This window comes from Streptomyces akebiae (genome assembly GCF_019599145.1).
Taxonomy (GTDB): Bacteria; Actinomycetota; Actinomycetes; order Streptomycetales; family Streptomycetaceae; genus Streptomyces; species Streptomyces akebiae.
This window is the reverse complement of record NZ_CP080647.1, coordinates 9,770,636-9,790,607: the sequence shown is the minus strand read 5'-3', so window position 1 is coordinate 9,790,607 and position 19,972 is coordinate 9,770,636. Positions and strand designations below refer to the sequence as shown.

Here is a 19,972-nt window from a genome sequence, read left to right as displayed (position 1 = left end):
ATGACCACTGCGCAGCCCTTCATCCGGCACAACATCACATTCCCCTCCGGCGACAGCACGTGTGCCGGCTGGCTCTACCTGCCCACGGGCGTCACCTCCCCGCCCGTCGTCATCCTCGGGCACGGCCTCGGCGCCACCCGCGAGATGCGCCTGGACGCCTTCGCCGAGCGTTTCGCTCAGGCCGGCATCGCCGCCGTGGCCTTCACCTACCGGCACTTCGGCGACAGCGGCGGCCACCCGCGCCAGCTCCTGTCGATCAAGCGTCAGCTCGCCGACTGGGACGCCGCCATCGCCTACGTCAAGGCCCGCCCTGACATCGACCGCTCCCGCATCGCGGTGTGGGGCAGCTCCTTCGGCGGAGGCCACGCCATCACCGTCGCCTCTCGGCATCCCGAACTGCGCGCGGCCGTGTCCCAGTGCCCGTTCACCGATGGTCTCGCCTCCGCGCTCGCGCTCGGCCCGGTCGCCTCGCTCAGGATGACCCCCGTGCTCGTTCGGGACATGGCGGCCAGAGTGCGCGGCAAGGCACCCGCGATGGTTCCCATCGCCTCCGCCCCCGGTTCGCCGGCCCTCATGAACGCTCCGGACGCCCTTCCCGGATACCAGGCGCTGCAGCCGCCCGGCACGACGTTCCGCAACGAGGTGGCGGCACGGGTCATTCCGACCATCGCCACCTACCGGCCCGGGCGTGCGGCGAAGAAGGTCGCCATGCCGATCCTCTTCTGCGTCAGCAACACCGACTCCGTCACGCCTCCCGCCCAGACCCTCCGGTACGCGCGCACCGCACCCCGGGGAGAGATCAAGAGGTACGACGCCGGCCACTTCGACTTCTACACCGGCGAGACCTTCGAGGCCCTGGTCCGCGACCAGATCGAGTTCCTCACCCGGCAGTTGCACCCCGCGCCGGCATCGACTCCTTGACCGGATCGCACAACACCGAGACAGGTACGCCCGCCATGAACTTCGCTTCACTGCCCGACCGTCGCGCCGCTCTCGACCCCGATGGGGCAGCGGTCTCGGACGGGCGCCAGTCACTCACCAACACTCAGTTGCTGGACCGCGTCCGTGCGGCAGCGCGTCAGCTCCAGGACCTCGGCATCGGTCCCGGCGATGTCGTGGCCCTCAAGCTGACGAACCGCATCGAGTTCGTGCTGCTGTTGTTCGCCGCCTGGCGGATCGGCGCCACCATCACGCCGGTCAACCCGAGCATGACCGACGTCGAGGTGGCCCGACAGGTCAAGGACTCCGGTGCGCGTCTGCTGGTGGTCGAGGACCACGCGGCGCCCGTCACGGACGGTACTGCCGTACTCGCCGTCGGCGCACTGTACAAGGAAGGGGCGAGTTCGGATCACGCACCGCATGTGGACTCGTCCGCGCTGGCTCTTCTCATATACACCAGCGGCACCACCGGGATTCCCAAGGGCGTGATGCTGGACCACGCCAACATCGACGCCATGACGGAGATGGGCCGCCTGTCCCTGGACATCGGGCCCGCCGACCGGTGCCTGCTGATCCTGCCGCTCTTCCACGTCAACGGCATCGTGGTCAGCATTCTCACGCCTCTTCTCGCGGGGGCGAGCGTCGTCATCGCGGGCCGTCGGTTCGACCCACACAGCTTCTTCGACCTCGTCGAGCAGGAGCGCCCCACCTTCTTCAGCGCCGTGCCGACGATCTACGGCATGCTCGCCGCGCTCCCGGACGACGTGCGCCCCGACACATCGTCGCTGCGGTTCGGAGTCTGTGGCGCCGCACCTGCCTCCGCCGAACTGCTGAACCGGTTCGAAGCCCGGTACGGGTTCCCTCTTGTCGAGGGGTACGGCCTGTCCGAAGGAACCTGCGGGTCCACCATCAACCCCGTCGCGGGCCCGCGACGTGCCGGCACCGTGGGACTTCCCTTCCCCGGCCAGGAGATTCGGATCGTCGACGCCGAAGGTACCGAGGTGGGGCCGGGCACGGACGGTGAGGTCCTCGTGAAGGGCCCCAACGTCATGCGTGGCTATCTCGGCCGCCCTGAGGAAACGGCCCGAGTCATCGTCGACGGCTGGTTGCACACGGGCGATGTGGGTCACCTCGACGCCGAGGGCTATCTGACCCTGGTCGGGCGCTCGAAGGACATGATCATCCGCGGTGGGGAGAACATCTACCCCAAGGAGATCGAGGACGTCCTCACAGGCGACCCGTCGGTGCTCGAAGCCGCCGTGATCGGCGTACCCGACGAGAAGTGGGGAGAGGTGGTCGTGGCCTACATACAGCCGCGACCAGGCGTGACCGTCGATCTGACGGCGCTGCGGGAGCTCTGTGCGCGCAGCCTCACCGGCTTCAAGCGTCCGACCGGGTTCTTCGTGGTAGAGGCCATAGCGAAGAACGCGGTCGGGAAGATCGACAAAGCCTCCTTGCGCGCTGCCCACGTCGCGGCTACCTGATATTCACCGCGCGCCGAGCCCGGATGCCCGGGCAGCGCATATCCGACTACGTGGCCGCGGGGGACACTTCGGCGGGTGTCCCGGTCTCGGCCAGGATCTGACTGAGGGGCGGCCCGACCGGAAGCGGCTGGGCCGCCCCTCGGTTCGGGAGGCTGCTCGGACGACTTGCCCCGGCCGGCCAGTGAGACTGGGGACCCGCAGGGGCGCCGCTCTCGTCACGGTGGCAGGGTCACCGACCCGCCTCGTCGGCCAGGAACGGCCGCAAATGGCCCAGCAGCGCCTCCGGTTGCTCTTCCGGGATGAAGTGGCCGCACTCCGGGATTTCCGCTCCGGTGACGTCGTCCGCGTAGGCGCGCCAGATCTCCAGCGTCGGCAGGCGGGAGGGCAGCCCTGCGGAACCCCAGAGCGCCAGTACCGGCATGGTGAGGCGGCGGCCCTCGGCGGCGTCGATGTCGTCGAGGGCGACGTCCTGCTCCATGGCGCGGTAGTCGTCGAAGCTCGCGCGCATGGCACCCGGGCGGGAGAAGGCTCGGACATATCCGTCGACCGCTTCGGGTGTCAGCCCGTGCCGGTTGTAGGTCCACCGCTCGAAGAAGTACTCGAGATACCCGCGTATGTCGTGCCCCACGAGCCGCTCGGGAAGGTCGGGCTGCATCTGGAACAGCCAGTGCCAGTACCCGGAGGCGAGCGAGGCGTCCAGCCGGCGGAACATCTCCCGGGTCGGCACGATGTCGAGCACAGCCAGCCGTTCCACCTGCTCGGGGCGGTCCAGCGCCCAGCGGTGCCCCACGCGGGCGCCCCGGTCGTGCCCCACGACGGCGGCCGTCTCGAAGCCGAGTGCTTCGACGAGGCCCGCCATGTCGGCGGCCATCCGCCGCTTGTCGTATCCGGTCGAGGGCTTGTCGCTCAGGCCGTAGCCACGCAGGTCGGGTGCCACAACGGTGTGGTCGGCGGCAAGATCCGCCAGCACCGGCCGCCAGCAGTCGGAGGTCTGCGGCCAGCCGTGGAGCAGGACGAGCAGAGGACCGGATCCCGCTCGGAGGTAGTGCAGGCGGACCCCGTCCACCTGCGTCACGCCTGTGGTCACTGCGGGCTGTCCCATGGATGCGCCTCCCCGGCACGAACTAACCCTCTCAGGGGGTTAAACCTAACGTGCAGAATGAAGGCGTGGCAACGGACGACGCATGGATCTGGGACGGCGGGCGGGTCTGTCTGGACTTCACCAACACCCTCCGCCACCGGTGGCGACCCACGCCGGGGGAGACGCTCCGGAACCCGGGCGATCTCACCCTCTGGCTTCAGCGGGCCGGGCTACTCGCACCGGGCGTCCCGGATCCCGTGGATCCCGCCGTCCTGGCATCGGGCCGACGGCTGCGCGAGGCGGTCGACCGGGCCGTACTCGCGGTCTCCGACGGCCGACTGCCCTCCTCCAGCGACGTCGTGCTGCTCAACGGATCGGCAGCGGAGGCGCCCCGGCCGGCGCCGCAAATCGCCATCAAAGACGGCCACTTGGAGCCCGCCGGCACCACGACCATGGCACCTGGTCCCGCGACCGCCCTGGCACTGATCGCCCAGGACGCCGTAGACCTGCTCCTGTCGACCGAGATCCGGCGCGTACGCGTGTGCGGCGCGGACACGTGCGCCCTGCGCTTCCTGGACCGCTCCCCCGCCCACAACCGCCGCTGGTGCTCGATGTCCCGCTGCGGCAACCGCACCAAAGTCCGCCTCCACCAGGCCCGAGCCAGACGGAGTGAGCACACCCCGGCGGACTGAGCCCACCCGGACCCCTGCCGCCACCGCGCTCAGCTCACTCAGCGGCCTTCATACGGAAAGCGGGGCCGGGCACACTCTCGATGCCCTCCGCCTGCACGGCGTGGCCGCGTTCGCAGCGGATCTGGGCATCGACGTGCGCACCGCATCCGCGGTGTCGCGTCAGTACGGCCGGGCCCTCCGGGTCGGCGCGGTAGCGGTCGCCCCACTGCAGGAGCCCCATCACGGCAGGGACCAGGTCCACGCCCTTGGGTGTGATCACGTACTTCGGCCGACTCCGCGAACCCGGCTCCCTGTAGGTCTCGGTGGCCAGGATCCCTTCCTCCACGAGCATCTTGAGCCGCGCCGCGAGGAGATTGCAGGGACAGCCGAGGACCCGTTCGAAGTCACTGAAGCGGGACGAGCCGTACCAGACCTCGCGCAGGATCAGGATCGTCCACTTCTCACCCACGACCTCGAGGGTCCGGGCGATCGAACAGTTCGACATGTCCCCGTCGAGCCGGGTGTCCATGCCGGCGTCCTGAAGAGCTTCGGTCCTCGCGTCCCCAACATCGACGGCTCGCGTGTCTCGACGCTCATGACGGACACGGGAGTTGTCCGACGGCGCTCTCTGCTCCGACCTCGAATCCGAGGGCTGCCGGCGGCCGCGACAGTCCGCGGAGCCCCGCACTCCGCGCGCCTTGTTGTCGCGTGCCTTTGGTTATGCGCTGTTGAGCCGTCCACGGGCTGTCGTCCAGCGTCATGTCGATCACCGGTTGGCGAGCGCATTTCACCCGTCGAGACCCATGGAGCCACGACGCGAGGTGAAGTGGCTGCCACCGAAGTCGTATCGGCTTTGGCGCAACCCGGACACCACGATCGAGCGGATCGCCGCCCAGTGGCTGGAACTGAGGCGCTCTTCGTCGTGGTCACCGACGGCGCGGCCGGCGCCCACGTCTTCCACGCCCGTGCGGCACGTATCAGCCGTCCCGGCGGAAGGTCGCGGTGGTGGACACCGTGGGAGCGGGCACGGCAGCCGGGCAATGGCGCACGCCGCCTCGATCACGCAGGATGCGCCTACCTCAGCCAGCCGCTCCGGCGGCCGGGGTCCGGCCTGCCGGATTCTCGCGCAGCTGGTCAAGCCGGCGACATCGGCGACGATCCGTTGGCCGGACTGTCTTCCGTTTCGACCACGGGGGCGCAAAGGACTCCATGGCCTGGGAAGGTGTGCGTGTCGCATTCCGGGGACCGGTGAGCCTGCGGCCCGTCATCACGGACCAGGCGTCAGCGACTGCACCGAAGCACCGCGGGTGTTACTCGTCGAGGAACTGAATGGCGTGCTTCAGGAACCGCTCGGGATACTGGAACTGCGCTCCATGCCCGGCGTCGGGATAGATCAGCAGTTGCGCGTTGGGGATGTTCTGGGCGAGGTGCCAGGAGTTGATCGAGGCGATCATCACGTCGTTCTCGCCGTTGAGGACCAGCGTCGGCTGGGTGATCGCGTTCAGGTGGGCGTAGGGATTCTCGCCCGGCAGCGGTTCCGCGTAGGCGATGGTCGCTTCGAACTGCGCCTGTGCGACCGCGGGCGAGCTCGGCGGGTCCTGGTCGGCCCGCTGGTGGCGGCGCTCCCAGAAGGCCTTGCCCGCTTGCTTCGCGGCTTCCGAGCGGCCGAAGAACAGGAAGAGGAAGTCCTCCAGGGTGGGGACCGGGTTCAGGGCGTACTGAGGCACCTCGGGGTCACTCGTCGGGTCCCCGCCTCGGAGGCCGGTGCCGAGCAGGAGGAGCTTGCGCACCAACTGGGGATGGCGCAGCGTGACCTCCTGCGCCTGGAAACCGCCGAGCGAGAAGCCGAGCAGGTCGACCTGCTCCAGCCCCAGCGCCCGGATGACCGCGGCGATGTCGTCGGCCATGTCCTCGATCCGGTTACGCGGCGTGCCCGATGACGAGGCCACGCCGCGGCCGTTGAACAGGATGACCTCACGGCCTTCCGCGAGGCCGTCGGTGAGCAGCGGGTCCCAGTTGTCCATCCCTCCGCGGAAGTGCTGGACCAGGAAGATCGGGACGCCCGAGGGCTTGCCCCAGCGCCGGTAGGCGAACCGGTCGCCGTCGACCTCGATGTACTGAGTCGGTGCGGTCACATGCGTGTCACTCATGGCCTGAGCCTTTCTGGAGGGAGTGAGCAATACGATGACGATCGTAATCTAAAAAGTCAAGCTCTTTGATGTCGATCGACATCTATGTATGCTGACCGTCGAGCGTCGACCGAGGAAGGGACGGCTGGACATGCGGGTCACCAAGGCACAGGCAGAGCAGAACCGGGCCCACATCGTCGCGACAGCCGCCCGACTGTTCCGTGAGCGCGGATACGACGGTGTCGGCGTGGCAGAACTGATGGCAGCCGCCGGGTTCACCCATGGCGGGTTCTACAAGCACTTCCGCTCCAAGGCCGACCTGATGGCCGAAGCGTCCGCAAGCGGGCTCTCGCAGACCGTGGCACGGACAGAAGGTCTGGACCCCGCCGAGTTCGTCGAGCGCTACGTCTCGCGGGAGCATCGCGACGGGCGCGGCGACGGCTGCACCATCGCGGCCCTCGGCGGCGACGCCGCACGTCAGCCGGCGGACATCAAAACAGAGTTCGCAGCCGGGATCGAGAACCTGCTGACGGCCCTTCAGCCCCAGAGCGATACGCCGGGGGATGCGGACCAGCGCGCGGCCCGCATGATGGTGATCGACATGCTCGCCCATTCGGTCGGCGCGATCATGTTGTCGCGGGCATGCCCGGACGGTTCTCCGCTGGCGGACGAAATCCTCGATGTCTGCCGCAAGGAAATTCTCGCGTCACTGGCACAGGGCAACAGCAACCAGCCGGCGGCAAGGAGTCCAGAAACCTGACCGCGGCCGACCGACTCAAGCCCAGCTCAGCACCATGAGCAGCGCGAAGCCGGCTCCCAGTCGCCTCAGTACGAACACCGGCAGGACCACCCCCGCCGCCCTTTCGGGCGATCTTCTTCAACGTGCGGTCCAGGCGCGGGGCGCGGGCGGCCGGCAGGCCCACGACCTCACACACCCACCGGCTCACGGTGGTGCGGTGCACCCCGTCCCCGCCGGCCAGATCGCCGGGCCGCTGGTCACAGCGCAGCACCGCCGGCACGATGCCGGCGATCTTCCCGGCGGGCAGCGCCCGCCACCGCGAGGCGATCTTCTTCAGGCGGCCGCGCATCAGGCCGGCGCGATGGTTCAAGGTCGCACTCGACAGCGGCAGGCGGGCGGTGCAGACAAGGCCGTCAGGTCCCTCGGTGAGACCGTTGTTACGTGGATGCCACCGACGCCAAGGACGGCCTTCCCATGGTGGCCACCCTGGTCGGCGCGATCCTGCTGGCCCGCGCCACGGCGGGCACAGAACTGTCGGAGAAGATCCTGGAATCGACCCACAAAGCCCTGCCCGCACCACACGGGCCCTGACCCGGACTTCCGGGAACAGGGGCTGCGGGAGTGGGACCCGACGCCACACAGGTGGGCAATCTCCGGAATCCCAGCAGCACGCGGTGGCGGTAGCCCTCCGGCCGGCCGCCCCACCCGTCGAGTCATGTCGACATGGGCAGCAACGGCCGGATGACCTGTCATCTGAGGATTCGGGCCATGCCGCAGCCGCGGACTGCCCGGATGGTCACCTGCGCCTGAGGCTGGGCCGCGCTTCAGCGAGGCAGTAGGACCTCAACCTGCCCCCGGATGTCCTGCACGATCTCCTCGACGCTCAAGGCGATGTTCACGCTCGCCGCCATGCTGAGGAACATCACGGCGGACACGATGTGTGCCAGGGTCGCGGCGTCGCCCTCTGCGACCCGCTCGTCTCGGCGCAGCACGGCGGCGATGACCTCCTCGGTCTGCGCGGCGATGGCGAGGGCCGCACCGTGCCGGGGCTCCTCGGGGTCGCCGAAGACCATCTCTCGCAGGTAGGTGCGTCCGTTGTCGACCTGGATGCGGTTGCACTCCACGATCGGCCGGACGATCGCCAGCACCGCGTCCAGCACGCCTGGGACGGCCTCGGCGTCCGCCCGGCCCTGCTCAAGTGCTTCGACGTACTTGGCGTTCTGGACAAGGAGGAGGAGTTCGCCCTTGGTCTTGACATAAAGGAACAGGGTCCCGGTGCCGATGTCGGCCTGGTCCGCGATCTGCTGGGTCGTGACCTCATCGACGCCGTGTTCGGCGAACAGTTCACTGGCGGCAGCGACGATGCGGTCGAGCTTTTCCTGCTTTTTCCGCTCGCGCCGTCCGAGAGGCATAGCAGCGTCCTCCAGATTCTGACTGTAATCAGTTATGATTGTACTCAATATCATGTGGGCTCACATGTGTCTTCGCTCATTCTCCCATCGCGGAGCGACGTTCGTTGCTCCATCCGTGCACCGCCACGCACTTCACATCCCCCTCGGAAAGAAGGAACCCATGCCCTCCCTCGATGGAGCAGTCGTCCTCGTCACCGGCGCCAATGGCGGTATCGGCACCCACTTCGTCCACGAGGCCCTGGCTCGCGGCGCCGTCAAGGTCTACGCCACCGCCCGCTCCCCCCGCGCCTGGGACGACGAACGCATCGTCCCCCTGACCCTTGACATCACCGACCGCGCGTCGATCGACGCGGCCGTGGCCGCCGCGGCGGATGTCACCGTACTCGTCAACAACGCGGGCGCCACCCCGCCGAGCGCGAGCCTGCTGGACGTCACCGAGGCGGACATCCGGGCGAACATGGAGACGAACTTCTTCGGACCGGTCTTCCTCGCCCGCGCCTTCGCACCGGTCCTCGCCGCCAAGAAGGGGTCAGTCCTCATCGACGTGCACTCCGTTGCCAGCTGGTATGCCTTCGGCGGCGCCTACAGCGCGTCCAAGGCCGCGCTGTGGTCGGCCACCAACTCGCTGCGCATCGAGCTCGCACCCATGGGCATCCATGTGACGGGTGTGCACATGGGCTACGTCGACACCGATATGGCCGCGCACGCCGACGGACCCAAGATGCTGCCGACGCAGTTGGTGACGACGGTCTACGACGCCGTCGAGGCCGGAGAATACGAGGTCCTGGCCGACGAGTTGACCAAGGGGGTCAAGGCGGCTCTGAGCGGCCCGGTCGAGGCGCTTTACCCGGACCTGCGCAGCACGGACGCCTGAGCTTGTTCTTCGGTGCCGACGTGATCTCTTCACGTCGGGCCCCGGTGATCCATGGCGTTGGACAGTTGGCCGGCCGGTGTCCAGAAGCGGTGCACCGTCGCGGCCGTCGAGCGGTGGATGACATCGGCGGCCGATCCGGCAGCAGCCCGATCCGACCACGGCGCCGAAGGCGTCGGGAATCAGGTGGACCCCGCGGCAAAAGAGCACGGACGCTGCATCCGCTGCGTCCGTGCTCTCATTCTGATGGGTGTCAGCGTTGCTGGTTGGCGATGCCGATGTAGTGCCCGAGACGGTACTCGAAGTCGATGCCGGCCTGTTCGACGACGGCCTGCGTGCCTGCGGCCCGGGTGAGGAAACCGGGGAGGGTGAGGGAGTGGGTGAACTCGCCGTACGCGGCGACCAGGTCCGCGTCCGGGGGCAGGGAGGCCCGGTTGATCTGGGCTTTGGCCGAGGCGAGTGAGGTGCGGTCGAAGGAGGCGAGTCGGGCGGCGACGGTGCCGACGAAGGCGTCGAGTTCGCTGTCGGGGAGGGCGCGGGTGACCCAGCCCCAGCGTTCGGCGGTGTCGGCGTCGTAGTCGTCGCTGGTGAGGATGGCTTCCAGGGCGCGGTCGCGTCCGATGGCCCGGGGCAGGCGTTCGCTGCCGCCACCGCCCGGCAGCAGTCCGCTGCCGACCTCAGGCTGTCCGAAGATCGCCTTCTCACGACTGGCGTAGCGCAGGTCGAGGGCGAGGGCGAGTTCGTTCCCTCCGCCGCGGGTGCGTCCACGGATGGCCGCGATGGTGATGTACGGCGCTTTGGAGAGTTCAAGGACCAGATTCGTCCATGCCGGCACCGCGTCCGGGTCCTCGGAGGCGGGGAAGTCGGCGGCGGCGGCCAGGTCGAAGTGGTTGTAGAAGAAGTCGGGGGTGGCGCTGTCGAACAGCACGACCTGGATGTCCGGGTCGGTGGCCAGTTCGGTGACGATCTCGATGAGGCGCAGGACTGTCTCGCCGGCGATGAGGTTGACGGGCGGGTTGGCGAAGGTGATCTTCGCGATCTGCGGTGAGGTGCGCTCGTAGTGGATGGTGCTCTGCTGCTCGCTCATGGCTGGCTCCAGATGCGTGAGGGGTAACAGACGGCGACGGGGGCGCGAGGAGGGACCAGGAAGCCGGGGCGGATGGATTTACCGAACAGATCCGGCGGTCCCGCTCCCGGTCTGCGCGCCGCTCACTCCTGGTAGTGCGGGAGGATCTGGCCGTTCTTGACGTAGCTGAGGGCGGCGGCGACGTCGTAGGCGTGGATCGCGGAGACTTGCGGTGCCAGCCGGTTGGACAGGTCCTCGATCACCTTGCCGGTGAAGAACGCGTCCCGTGCTGCGGTGTCGGTGAACCCGAGGCTGACCGAGGCGTGGAAGTGCTGGTCGCGGGGGTTGTCGTGGGCGACGTCCGGGGTGTCCCAGAGCTTTTCGATCCAGGGCAGGAACGTCTGCGTGCGCAGTTCCTTCAGCACTCCGGTCCCGGCGAGCGCGGGAGCGAGCTGCTCGTTGACGAACTTCCGGAAGGCGCCGGCGCCGACCCCCTCCCTGCGGCGAAGGTAGATCAGCGCGCGGGCACCGACCGCCTCTCCGGGGCCTGCGACGTCGTACCACCGAGAGGAGTTCGGCGGGCCGGCGTAGAGAAGGGTGCGGCGGAACACGTTGATCTCGTCGGCGTAGGCCAGCTTCGTCTGCTCGCGCCCTTTCAGGGGTGCGAGCACCGATTGGAAGGTGACTTCCGCGACGCCGTCGATCTTCCGGTCGGCGGGGATCGCGGTCTGGACCCCGTCGATGGCCGGCCACAGGCCCGTGTTGTGCTCGGCGAGGTGGATCTGCCGGTACTCATCCAGGCCCGGGGTGGCGGAGATGATCCCTGAGTGCGGGCCCTTCCAGTGGTCCATGCCCCTCTGGCGGGGCTGGTCGGTGCGCACCCACAGCAGGATCGAGGAGGTGAGAGGCTTCTTCACTTCCAGGGGCGCGGCGGCCGGTGACGTGCTCATGGTGTTGCCCTTATCTTCCTGGTCAGGCGGTGGTCATCGGGCCAGGAACTCGACCGCCAAGGGGGCGAATTCCTGGTGGTACTGGAAGATGCCGCCGTGCCCGGAGTCGGGGTAGATGATCAGCTCGCTGCCCTTGATGCGCCGGTGCAGGTCCTCCGACAGGACCGACGGCACCATGCGGTCGTTGTCGCCGTTGGCGATCAGGGTGGGCTGCGTGATCGACGACAGGTCGTCGGGGGCGGAGCGCCCCCACTTCTTGATCGCCTTCAGCTGCGTCTGGAACGCCTTGGTCTTGATGTCCGCGTCGCGGTCGACGGTGCGCTCCTTGAGCCGGTTGACGAACGCGCGCCCGGCGGCCTTGCCGGTGGCGTCGCGGTTGAAGAACAGGAACTCCTTGGGGTCCGAACGGGTCAAGGTGGCGCGCAGGATGTCCCAGTAGGTGGTTCTGGCGACCTTGTCCATGTCCTTGCCGCCCTTGGGCCCGGTGCCGGTGAGGACGAGCTTGCGGATGAGCTCGGGGTGCTTGACCACCAGGGCCTGGGCGACCATGCCGCCGAGGGAGAAGGAGAAGACGTCGATCTTGTCGTACCCGAGCGCCTTGATGAAGGTGTAGGCGTCGTCGGCCATCGCCTCGACACTGTCCGGCACCTGGCCGGTGGATGCCCCGACGCCGCGGTTGTCGAAGGCGATGACGTGACGGCCCTTCGCGATGGGATCGATGATGCGGGGATCCCAGTTGTCCAGGGTCGCGGCGAGGTGGACGAAGAAGACGACGGGGATACCGCCCTTCGGTCCCAGCTCGCGGTAGGCGTAGGTGACGCCACCGGCGCTGACGGTGCGGGCCGGGGCCTTCGCGTAGGAGGTGATGACGGCTTCGTTCGGGGTGCCGGTGCTGCTCATGACGGATTCTCCTTGCGTGTTCTGTGTCGCTGTGTGTTTCGTGTCGCCCGTCGCGGTTGCGGCGGGTCAGCTGGTGCCGATGACGGCCTTGCCGCGGATGCCGCCCTGGGACAGGGACTGCAGCGCGTGCGGGGTCTGGTCGAAGGGGACCACCTTTCCCACGACCGGGCGTACCGCGCCCTGGTCGATGAGGGTGGTTATCTGGCGGAGCTGGTCGCCGCTGGCGCGCATGAACAGGAACTCGTACGTCACGCCGAGCTTCTTGGCCTGCCTGCGGATCTTGCGGCTCAGGGCTGCGACCGCGAGGCGCAGCAGCGGGTTCAGGCCGGCCTCGCGGGCGAACGCGGGGTCCGGGGGACCGGTGATCCCGATGGCTTTGCCGCCGGGCTTGAGCACCCGCAGGGACTTCTCGAGGGTCTCCCCACCGATGCTGTCCAGCACCAGGTCGTAGCCGGTCAGGAGCTGTTCGAAGTCCTGGGTGCGGTAATCGATCACCGTGTCCGCGCCGAGCGCGCGCACGAAGTCCGCGTTGGAGCCACTGGCGGTCGTGGCGACGCTCGCCCCGAGGTGCGCGGCGAGCTGGATCGCGATCGAACCGACCCCGCCGGCGCCGGCGTGGATGAGGACCTTCTGCCCGGGCCGCACCTTCCCGCGCTCCACCAGCGCCTGCCACGCCGTGAGCGCCGCCAGCGGCAGTGAGCCGGCCTCTTCCATGCTGATCGAGGCGGGCTTGAGCGCCAGGTCGCCCTCCGCTACGGCGATGCGCTCGGCGAACGTGCCGATGCGGTCCTGGTCGGGCCGGGCGTAGACCTCGTCTCCGGGCTTGAAGCCGCGAACCGCCGTCCCGACGCCGATGACGGTGCCCGCTACGTCGTTGCCCAGGATCAGCGGGAGCTTGTAGGGCAGGATCTGCTTGAACTCACCGGCGCGGATCTTCTCATCCAGCGGGTTCAGCCCGGCGGCCTCCACCCGGACCAGCACGTCGCGCTCCCCCACGGTGGGCTCGGGGACGTCCGCCTCCTGCAGCGGCTCCTTGTACTTGGTGACGACGAACGCTCGCATGGGGCGCCACTCCTAACGCTTGTCCTATTTATCCAGGTCTGAGACTGGATCGGCGAACCCGGTGCGACATCCGGGGCCTCGCCCCGCCCAGCAACTCCGAGTACACTCAACTATGAGTCCACTCAGAAATATTGTCAAGGGAGGTCCCCATGGGAAGCGGTCACATGCCGATCGGGCGCCGCGAGAGGGCCAAACAGGCCAAGCGCGAGCGCATCATGACCGCAGCCCGCGAGCTGTTCGCCGAACACGGCGTCGACAGGGTCACGACGCAGCAGATCGCCCGCCGGGCCGATGTCGCGATCGGGACGCTCTACCTGTACGCGTCCACGAAGGCCGAATTGCTGATCATGGTGCAGAACGAGAAGTTCGCCGCCGCCGTCGATTCCGGCCTCGCCGCCGCGAACGCCGCCGTCGGACAGGGCGCGCTGGAGCCGGTCATCGCTCTCATCCGCCCCGTGGTGGAGTGCGTGAGGGAGCACATCGAGAACGGCCGCACATACGTGCACGAACTCATCTTCGGCGACCCGGCCGAGCCCTACCGGCAAGCGGGCCTGACCCTTGCCGGCCGCCTCGAGGACGGCATCACCGGCCTGCTCACCCGCAACGAGGACATCGGCGCCGCCGACGCGGCAACGCTGGCGCGGGTGATCACCGCGATCATCCACATCAGCACCACCGCCACCGTGTGGCTGCACCGCAGCGACGAAGCCGTGCTCGCCGACATCCGCGACCAGATCCACGCCACCCTGGCGCCGCACATCCGCGCCGCATGACCACTCGCTCCACGAGCCGACCATCTCCCCGGAGCGGGGGCACTTCGTGAGTACGCGCTACGGCGCCGTCACCATCGGCGCCGGAACCGCGGGAACGTCACCGCGATCCGCGCCGCGCAACTCGGCAAGAACATCCTGACCGGCAGTCCGGCAGTCCGGACAACGGACAGCCGCAAACCCTGTCCACCAAATCCGATCACCGAGTCCGCCGCGCGTTCCCGCCACACGGTCAGGCCGGCGCCAAGCGAATCGGCCGTCGGATCCGGGACGGTCCCGGCAAACAGACGCGGCTGCAGTCCGGCGTCCTCAAGCATCACCATCAGGCGTTCCGCCGCACCGGTCCCGGCGACGGGGGACTACTCCTCCGCACCGTTCTCACGGTCGTCTCGCCCATCGTCTCGGGAAGCGAGTTCGCGTTGCGGCCGGAAGCGCGTTTCAACTGGTATCCGTTCCAGACCCCAGGCCTGGTTTCGGCGCCTGCGGCGTTCGCTCCCGGGTGGCTCGGTACCGTCAGCTCGCCCGAAGGTTCCAGGGTCGATTGCGAGCAAAGGCAGTACAGGATCCTGACGGGAAAGACAGTCGGACCTCAGACCGCTGATCCGCAACGGCAGAGATTCTGGAGCGTCGATCGCTCTCGGTCGCCCGCACAGCGCCGCCGCGCCCCCGCAGCCAGAGATGATCCCGAACCTCCTGAGTTTACTTTTCTATACTCAGACAGTAGCGTCACGACCAGCACATCAACCTGGCTGCACGCGGGACGTGGGCGTGGCAGCAACCTGCGAAGGAGCACCACCATGGGAGCAAGCCCAGAGGCACAGCAGTTCGCCCAGTTCCTCGAGAGCGTGAGCGCGAAGTCCTCGACGCCGGGGCTCGACCTGGCCATCGTCCGCGACATCGTCGACTCGAACCACAAGGCGTCGACCGAGCCGGAAGGCGTCACGTACGCCGAGGTGGACGCGGGCGGCGTCCCCGCCCTCTGGGCCATCCCCGAGGGAGCCGATCCCGACCGGGCTCTGCTCCACTTCCACTTCGGCGGGTCGGTCACCGCCTCGATGCACTCGGACCGCAAGGCCGCCGGCCATATCGCGAAGGCGGCGGGCGCCCGCTCTCTCGTCGTGGACTTCCGCCTGGCGCCCGAACACCCTTACCCGGCGCAGCTCGACGACGCCGAGACGGCGTACCGGTGGCTGCTCTCGCAGGGCTATGAGCCGCGGAACATCGGCAGCACGGGCCATTCGATCGGCGGCACCCTCGCGGTGATGCTCCCGCTGCGCCTGCTCGCGCAGGGGGAGGCGACCCCGGGCGCGATCGTCAGCGTCTCGCCGTGGACCGACCTCACCCTGCAGAACGCGTCGGTGGACGAGAACGAGGACAACGACAAGATGCTCAGCAGGAACACTCTTGAGCTCTTCCGTGGAGCCTGGCTCCAGGAGCCCGGAGTGGACTTCGCCGATCCGAAGATCAGCCTCGTGAACGCCGATCTGACCGGCCTGCCTCCCACGATCGTCCTCTACGGCGAGTACGAGACCCTCGCCGACGACGGCGCCCAACTGGGCCGTCGCCTCAAGGACTTCAAGGTCACCTCCGAGGTCCACCCGCTGCCCGAGGGACAGCACTCGTTCGTCCTGGGCGCGGGGCGCGTACCCGAGGTCGACGAGGCGATCCAGCAGATGGGTCAGTGGCTCCGCAAGCACCTCGGCGCGTGAGCTGAAGCCACACCGGGCGGAGCGGCCTCTCGGCCGGACCGCCGGACCGCCGCACCGCCGCACCACCGCGATGCCGGTGACCGATCCGCCGGTCGCCGGCATCCTGCTCGACCATGTCGCCGACATGCGGTACTTGTGTCCGACACGGTTCCGCACACAGCCACACCACCGTCCCTTGATGCCACAAAGGAGTGCGCGATGGGAACATACGAGGATGTCTTCCGCGCCAGTACCGAGGACCCGGAGAACTTCTGGCTGAAGGCGGCGGAGGGCATCGACTGGGATGTCACCCCACGACGCGCCCTGGACTCCTCGGGCGCTCCCTTCCACCGCTGGTTTCCCGACGGTCGGCTCAACGTCTGTTTCAACGCGGTCGACCGGCACGTCGAAGCCGGCCGCGGTGAACAGGCTGCGCTCATCTATGACTCACCCGTGACCGACACCCGGCGCACCTACACCTATCTCCAGCTGAGGGACGAGGTGGCGGCTTTCGCTGGAGCACTCGCGCGGCTCGGTGTCGGGCACGGCGACCGTGTGGTGATCTACATGCCGATGGTCCCCGAGGCCGTTGTCGCGATGCTGGCCTGCGCACGTATCGGCGCGGTGCACTCGGTCGTCTTCGGCGGGTTCGCCCCGCGCGAACTCGCGCTGCGCATCGATGACGCGGCCCCCAAGGTGGTCGTCTCCGCCTCCTGCGGCATCGAGGGCAAGCGTGTCATCGCGTACAAGCCCCTGCTCGATGAGGCGATCGAGCTCGCGGCCCACAAGCCGGAGAAGAGCGTGATCCTGCAACGCCCGCAGGAGACGGCCGAGTTGGGACCTCACGATCTCGACTGGGCCGACCTGGTGGCTGCCGCGCCGCCGGCCGACTGTGTTCCCGTCCCCGCAACCGACCCCCTCTACATCCTCTACACCTCCGGAACCACCGGAAAGCCCAAGGGAGTCGTGCGTGACTGCGGCGGCTACGCGGTCGCCCTCCACTGGTCGATGGGGGCCGTCTACGACGTGGGCCCGGGCGAGACGATGTTCACCGGCTCCGATGTCGGCTGGGTCGTGGGGCACTCGTACATCGTCTACGCGCCTTTGCTGGTCGGCGCGACGACGGTGCTGTACGAGGGCAAGCCGGTCGGCACACCGGACGCGGGCCAGTTCTGGCGCGTCGCCGCCGAGCACCGGGTGAAGACCATGTTCACGGCACCCACCGCCTTCCGGGCCATCCGCAAGCAGGACCCGAAGGGAACGCTCACCGCGGGCTACGACCTGACCGGTCTGCGCCACCTCTTCCTCGCCGGCGAGCGCCTCGATCCCGAGACCTACCACTGGGCGACCGATCTGCTGGGCATCCCCGTGATCGACCACTGGTGGCAGACCGAGACCGGCTGGCCCATCGTCGCCAACCCGGTGGGCATCGAGGCGGCTCCCCTCAAGCCCGGGTCTCCCACCCGCCCGCTGCCGGGATGGGACGTCCGGGTCCTCGACGCTGCGGGCGAGCCGGTGCCCGCAGGCGTCGACGGCGCGATCGTCGTGCGGCTCCCGCTGCCACCCGGCGCACTGCCCACGCTCTGGCAGGACGACGACCGGTACGTCGCCTCCTACCTCTCCGCCTACACCGGCTACTACCTGACCGGCGACAGCGGTCACATCGACGACGACGGCTACGTCTTCGTCATGGGCCGCACCGACGACGTCATCAACGTCGCCGGACACCGCCTGTCCACCGGCAGCATGGAAGAGGCCCTGGCCGCCCATCCCGACGTCGCCGAATGCGCCGTCATCGGCGTCGCCGACGCCTTGAAGGGGCAGGTACCGCGCGGCTTCGTCGTCCTGAAAGCCGACGTCGACCGCGAACCGGGCGACGTCGAGGCCGAACTCGTCCAGCTCGTGCGCGAGCGCATCGGCGCCGTCGCCTCCCTCAAGGACGTCGCGGTAGTAGCCGCCCTGCCCAAGACCCGCTCGGGAAAGATCCTCCGCAAGACGATGCGCGGCATCGCCGACGGGCACGACGAACCCATCCCCTCCACAGTGGACGACCCCGGTGTCATCGAGGCCCTGCGACCTGTTCTCCGCCGCACCGGTCACACCCCGTGATCGGCTGTCGCCTTCCCTGGCTGACGGTGGGCGGGCGCGCCCGGCGGACTGCCCACCGGAGCTTTGACACCGATCATGTCGCGACCTGGGGTCTCGTCGGCGACCCGGCAGTCGTCTCCACGGCCCGCGTCCAGGCATCCGATCAACTGACCGCCTGAGGGCTGGAAGAACTGGCCTTCACCACCGAACTCGTGGTCAGCGACTCGTGGTCAGCGAACTCGCGGTCAGCGAACTCGCGGTCAGCGAACTGGTGACGACCGCCATCCGCTACGGCAAGAGCCCCATCCAACTACGGATGATCCTGCAGTCCGCCCTGACGCGAAGTCTCCGACGCCAGCAGCACCGCCCCGCACCTGCGTCGTGCCCGGGTCTTCGACGAGGGCGGCCGCGGCCTGTTCCTCGTCGCCCACCCCACCGAACACTGGGGCACACGGCACAACCGCGAGGGCAAGGTCATCTGGGCGGAGCAGGCGATTCCAGCTTCCATTGCGGAACTCCCATCCGCTCTGGCGTGAGGTTCTTGCGCGAGCTGCGCCGCGGCTTCGTGCCCCATGCCGGGACCCACTTGCCACAGCCCACCCGATCACATAGCATTACGATCGTAATTTTATAGGCCGATGCCGATGCCGACTCCGACTCGGCCGGCGGGCGCAGGGCGGGTGCGTCTTCGGACCCGGAAGCAGAAGAGCCCGGTGCCCACGTCCACGCGGTGTCCGCCCCCGCCCTTTCGAAACCATCACCCATCACCTGAGGAATCCCCCATGCCCAACGCCTTGTGGAACCCGACCGTCGTCGGAGAGATCTCCCTGCCGCACCGGCTGGCCATGGCCCCCCTGACCCGCAGCAGGGCCACCCCGGACGGCGTGCCGACCGAGCTGAACGCCGAGTACTACGCCCAGCGCGCCTCGCACGCGCTCATCATCACCGAGGGCACCCAGCCCTCCGCCGACGGCCAGGGCTACCCGGTGACCCCGGGCATCTACACCGAGGATCACATCGCCGGCTGGCGCAAGGTCACCGATGCCGTACACAAGGCCGACGGACGCATCGTCATCCAGCTGATGCACGCCGGACGCATCTCCCACCCGGACAACACCCCCCACCACCGGCAGCCGGTGGCACCCTCCGCGATCAAGCCGGCCGGCCAGACGTTCACCCCGTCCGGGCTCCAGGAGATGCCGGAGCCGCGCGAACTGTCCACCGAGGAGGTCGCCGCGACGGTCGACGACTTCCGGCACGCCGCCGCGGCCGCCATCGCGGCCGGCGCCGACGGCGTCGAGATCCACGGGGCCAACGGCTACCTGGTCAACCAGTTCCTCTTCCCCAGCGCCAACCAGCGCACCGACCAGTACGGGGGCTCCCTCGACAACCGCATCCGTTTCGCGGTGGAGGTCGCCACGGCCGTGGCCGACGAGATCGGCGCCGGCCGCACCGGCATCCGGATCTCTCCCGGCAACCCCTTCAAGCTCAACGACCTCGCGGAGAGCGACCCGCACGAGCTCTACCCGCACCTCGTGCGCGCCCTCGCCCCCCTCAACCTCGCCTACCTGCACATCGGCCACGGCGGCGACGACGAACTCCTGCACACCCTCCGCAAGTTGTGGCCGACCACGCTGATCCTCAACCGGGCCGGTGCCGACATCGCCACCCGCGCCAAGGACGTCGAAGACGGCCTGGCCGACGTCGTCACCGTCGGCACCATGGCCCTCGCCAATCCCGACCTCGTCGAGCGCGTACGCTCAGGCGCCCCCCTGAACACCCCCGACCCCGCCACCTTCTACGGCGGCGGCGCGGCCGGCTACACCGACTACCCCACCCACGCCGCCTGACGAAGAGCAGCCCGGCGCCCGAGCGAACCACCACCTTCGGGCGCCTCGACACAGCTGCGGCGCACGGAGGCCGGCGACCCGAGGAGTTACGGGCCGCGACCGACGTGCGCCGCAGCGGTTTCACCTCACACCCCGGCGTCCGCGCCGAGATCGAGGGAGTGCGCCACCTGCACTTCGCCCAGCGGCCGGTGCCCGGACCGCCTGCGGTGATCCCCCCACCCCCCCACCGCACGCGCGCCGGGCAGCGCCGAGCGGATGCTCGCGCGGCTCCG

At 68.8% G+C, this 19,972-nt stretch carries 20 protein-coding genes and 2 pseudogenes; 11 read left to right on the top strand and 11 right to left on the bottom strand.

Features of this window, described 5'->3' with window-relative positions; all coding sequences use genetic code 11:
* Together K1J60_RS42405 and K1J60_RS42400 are read left to right on the top strand one after the other, a co-directional pair.
* Nucleotides 1-921: an alpha/beta hydrolase gene (locus K1J60_RS42405; RefSeq protein WP_220650867.1), complete on the top strand. Its 921-nt coding sequence runs from the start codon at nucleotides 1-3 to the stop codon at nucleotides 919-921.
* Between the two features lie 35 nt (nucleotides 922-956).
* Nucleotides 957-2,423, top strand: coding sequence for a class I adenylate-forming enzyme family protein (locus K1J60_RS42400; RefSeq protein ID WP_220650866.1), 1,467 nt, complete (start codon nucleotides 957-959; stop codon nucleotides 2,421-2,423).
* A 229-nt stretch (nucleotides 2,424-2,652) separates the two neighbouring features.
* Here K1J60_RS42400 and K1J60_RS42395 read toward each other — a convergent pair whose 3' ends face one another.
* Nucleotides 2,653-3,525: an alpha/beta fold hydrolase gene (locus K1J60_RS42395; protein WP_220650865.1), complete on the bottom strand. Its 873-nt coding sequence runs from the start codon at nucleotides 3,523-3,525 to the stop codon at nucleotides 2,653-2,655.
* 65 nt (nucleotides 3,526-3,590) lie between these two features.
* Here K1J60_RS42395 and K1J60_RS42390 point away from each other — a divergent pair, with 65 nt between their 5' ends.
* Nucleotides 3,591-4,196 carry a CGNR zinc finger domain-containing protein gene (locus tag K1J60_RS42390; protein WP_220650864.1) on the top strand — a complete coding sequence of 202 codons (606 nt, stop codon included), beginning with the start codon at nucleotides 3,591-3,593 and terminating at the stop codon, nucleotides 4,194-4,196.
* A 34-nt stretch (nucleotides 4,197-4,230) separates the two neighbouring features.
* Here the strand turns inward: K1J60_RS42390 and K1J60_RS42385 are convergent, their stop codons facing one another.
* The 3 genes from K1J60_RS42385 to K1J60_RS42375 all read right to left on the bottom strand — a co-directional run bounded on the left by K1J60_RS42385 (nucleotide 4,231) and on the right by K1J60_RS42375 (nucleotide 6,325).
* Nucleotides 4,231-4,704: a winged helix-turn-helix transcriptional regulator gene (locus tag K1J60_RS42385; protein WP_220650863.1), complete on the bottom strand. Its 474-nt coding sequence runs from the start codon at nucleotides 4,702-4,704 to the stop codon at nucleotides 4,231-4,233.
* Between the two features lie 258 nt (nucleotides 4,705-4,962).
* The gene (locus K1J60_RS42380; protein WP_220650862.1) at nucleotides 4,963-5,136 is read right to left on the bottom strand and encodes a hypothetical protein; all 174 of its coding nucleotides are present in this window, start codon (nucleotides 5,134-5,136) and stop codon (nucleotides 4,963-4,965) included.
* 349 nt (nucleotides 5,137-5,485) lie between these two features.
* On the bottom strand, nucleotides 5,486-6,325 hold the full coding sequence (locus K1J60_RS42375) for an alpha/beta fold hydrolase (RefSeq protein ID WP_220650861.1): 840 nt from the start codon (nucleotides 6,323-6,325) through the stop codon (nucleotides 5,486-5,488).
* A gap of 88 nt (nucleotides 6,326-6,413) precedes the next feature.
* Between K1J60_RS42375 and K1J60_RS42370 the strand changes: the two genes are divergently transcribed.
* Entirely contained in the window at nucleotides 6,414-7,064 is a 651-nt protein-coding gene (locus tag K1J60_RS42370) for a TetR/AcrR family transcriptional regulator (protein WP_259408164.1), read from the top strand.
* A gap of 91 nt (nucleotides 7,065-7,155) precedes the next feature.
* Here K1J60_RS42370 and K1J60_RS46995 read toward each other — a convergent pair.
* Nucleotides 7,156-7,434: pseudogene (locus K1J60_RS46995) on the bottom strand (IS5/IS1182 family transposase); the annotation flags it as partial.
* A 50-nt stretch (nucleotides 7,435-7,484) separates the two neighbouring features.
* Here K1J60_RS46995 and K1J60_RS42365 point away from each other — a divergent pair.
* Nucleotides 7,485-7,634, top strand: coding sequence for a hypothetical protein (locus tag K1J60_RS42365; protein ID WP_220650860.1), 150 nt, complete (start codon nucleotides 7,485-7,487; stop codon nucleotides 7,632-7,634).
* A 233-nt stretch (nucleotides 7,635-7,867) separates the two neighbouring features.
* Here the strand turns inward: K1J60_RS42365 and K1J60_RS42360 are convergent, their stop codons facing one another.
* Nucleotides 7,868-8,455: a TetR/AcrR family transcriptional regulator gene (locus K1J60_RS42360; protein ID WP_220650859.1), complete on the bottom strand. Its 588-nt coding sequence runs from the start codon at nucleotides 8,453-8,455 to the stop codon at nucleotides 7,868-7,870.
* A 160-nt stretch (nucleotides 8,456-8,615) separates the two neighbouring features.
* Between K1J60_RS42360 and K1J60_RS42355 the strand changes: the two genes are divergently transcribed.
* Nucleotides 8,616-9,329: an SDR family oxidoreductase gene (locus K1J60_RS42355; RefSeq protein WP_220650858.1), complete on the top strand. Its 714-nt coding sequence runs from the start codon at nucleotides 8,616-8,618 to the stop codon at nucleotides 9,327-9,329.
* 250 nt (nucleotides 9,330-9,579) lie between these two features.
* Here K1J60_RS42355 and K1J60_RS42350 read toward each other — a convergent pair whose 3' ends face one another.
* The 4 genes from K1J60_RS42350 to K1J60_RS42335 all read right to left on the bottom strand — a co-directional run bounded on the left by K1J60_RS42350 (nucleotide 9,580) and on the right by K1J60_RS42335 (nucleotide 13,304).
* The gene (locus K1J60_RS42350) at nucleotides 9,580-10,413 is read right to left on the bottom strand and encodes an enoyl-CoA hydratase/isomerase family protein (protein WP_220650857.1); all 834 of its coding nucleotides are present in this window, start codon (nucleotides 10,411-10,413) and stop codon (nucleotides 9,580-9,582) included.
* Between the two features lie 122 nt (nucleotides 10,414-10,535).
* On the bottom strand, nucleotides 10,536-11,342 hold the full coding sequence (locus tag K1J60_RS42345) for a strictosidine synthase (protein ID WP_220650856.1): 807 nt from the start codon (nucleotides 11,340-11,342) through the stop codon (nucleotides 10,536-10,538).
* A 33-nt stretch (nucleotides 11,343-11,375) separates the two neighbouring features.
* Nucleotides 11,376-12,242 carry an alpha/beta fold hydrolase gene (locus tag K1J60_RS42340; RefSeq protein ID WP_220650855.1) on the bottom strand — a complete coding sequence of 289 codons (867 nt, stop codon included), beginning with the start codon at nucleotides 12,240-12,242 and terminating at the stop codon, nucleotides 11,376-11,378.
* Nucleotides 12,243-12,308: 66 nt separating this feature from the next.
* Complete coding sequence (locus tag K1J60_RS42335) at nucleotides 12,309-13,304, bottom strand: NADP-dependent oxidoreductase (protein WP_220650854.1); 996 nt, start codon at nucleotides 13,302-13,304, stop codon at nucleotides 12,309-12,311.
* Nucleotides 13,305-13,453: 149 nt separating this feature from the next.
* Between K1J60_RS42335 and K1J60_RS42330 the strand changes: the two genes are divergently transcribed.
* On the top strand, nucleotides 13,454-14,077 hold the full coding sequence (locus tag K1J60_RS42330; protein WP_220650853.1) for a TetR/AcrR family transcriptional regulator: 624 nt from the start codon (nucleotides 13,454-13,456) through the stop codon (nucleotides 14,075-14,077).
* Between the two features lie 68 nt (nucleotides 14,078-14,145).
* On the opposite strand, the gene K1J60_RS42325 is transcribed toward K1J60_RS42330, so the two are convergent.
* Entirely contained in the window at nucleotides 14,146-14,397 is a 252-nt protein-coding gene (locus tag K1J60_RS42325; RefSeq protein WP_220650852.1) for a hypothetical protein, read from the bottom strand.
* Nucleotides 14,398-14,871: 474 nt separating this feature from the next.
* On the opposite strand from K1J60_RS42325, the gene K1J60_RS42320 reads away from it, so the two are divergent.
* The 4 genes and pseudogenes from K1J60_RS42320 to K1J60_RS42310 all read left to right on the top strand — a co-directional run bounded on the left by K1J60_RS42320 (nucleotide 14,872) and on the right by K1J60_RS42310 (nucleotide 19,700).
* Entirely contained in the window at nucleotides 14,872-15,783 is a 912-nt protein-coding gene (locus K1J60_RS42320; RefSeq protein WP_220650851.1) for an alpha/beta hydrolase, read from the top strand.
* Between the two features lie 198 nt (nucleotides 15,784-15,981).
* Nucleotides 15,982-17,871, top strand: a complete 1,890-nt coding sequence (locus K1J60_RS42315; protein ID WP_220650850.1) for a propionyl-CoA synthetase — start codon at nucleotides 15,982-15,984, stop codon at nucleotides 17,869-17,871.
* A 56-nt stretch (nucleotides 17,872-17,927) separates the two neighbouring features.
* A pseudogene (locus K1J60_RS46515) lies at nucleotides 17,928-18,386 on the top strand (ATP-binding protein); the annotation flags it as partial.
* A 246-nt stretch (nucleotides 18,387-18,632) separates the two neighbouring features.
* Nucleotides 18,633-19,700, top strand: coding sequence for an alkene reductase (locus K1J60_RS42310; RefSeq protein WP_220650849.1), 1,068 nt, complete (start codon nucleotides 18,633-18,635; stop codon nucleotides 19,698-19,700).
* The last annotated feature ends 272 nt before the right edge of the window (nucleotides 19,701-19,972 follow it).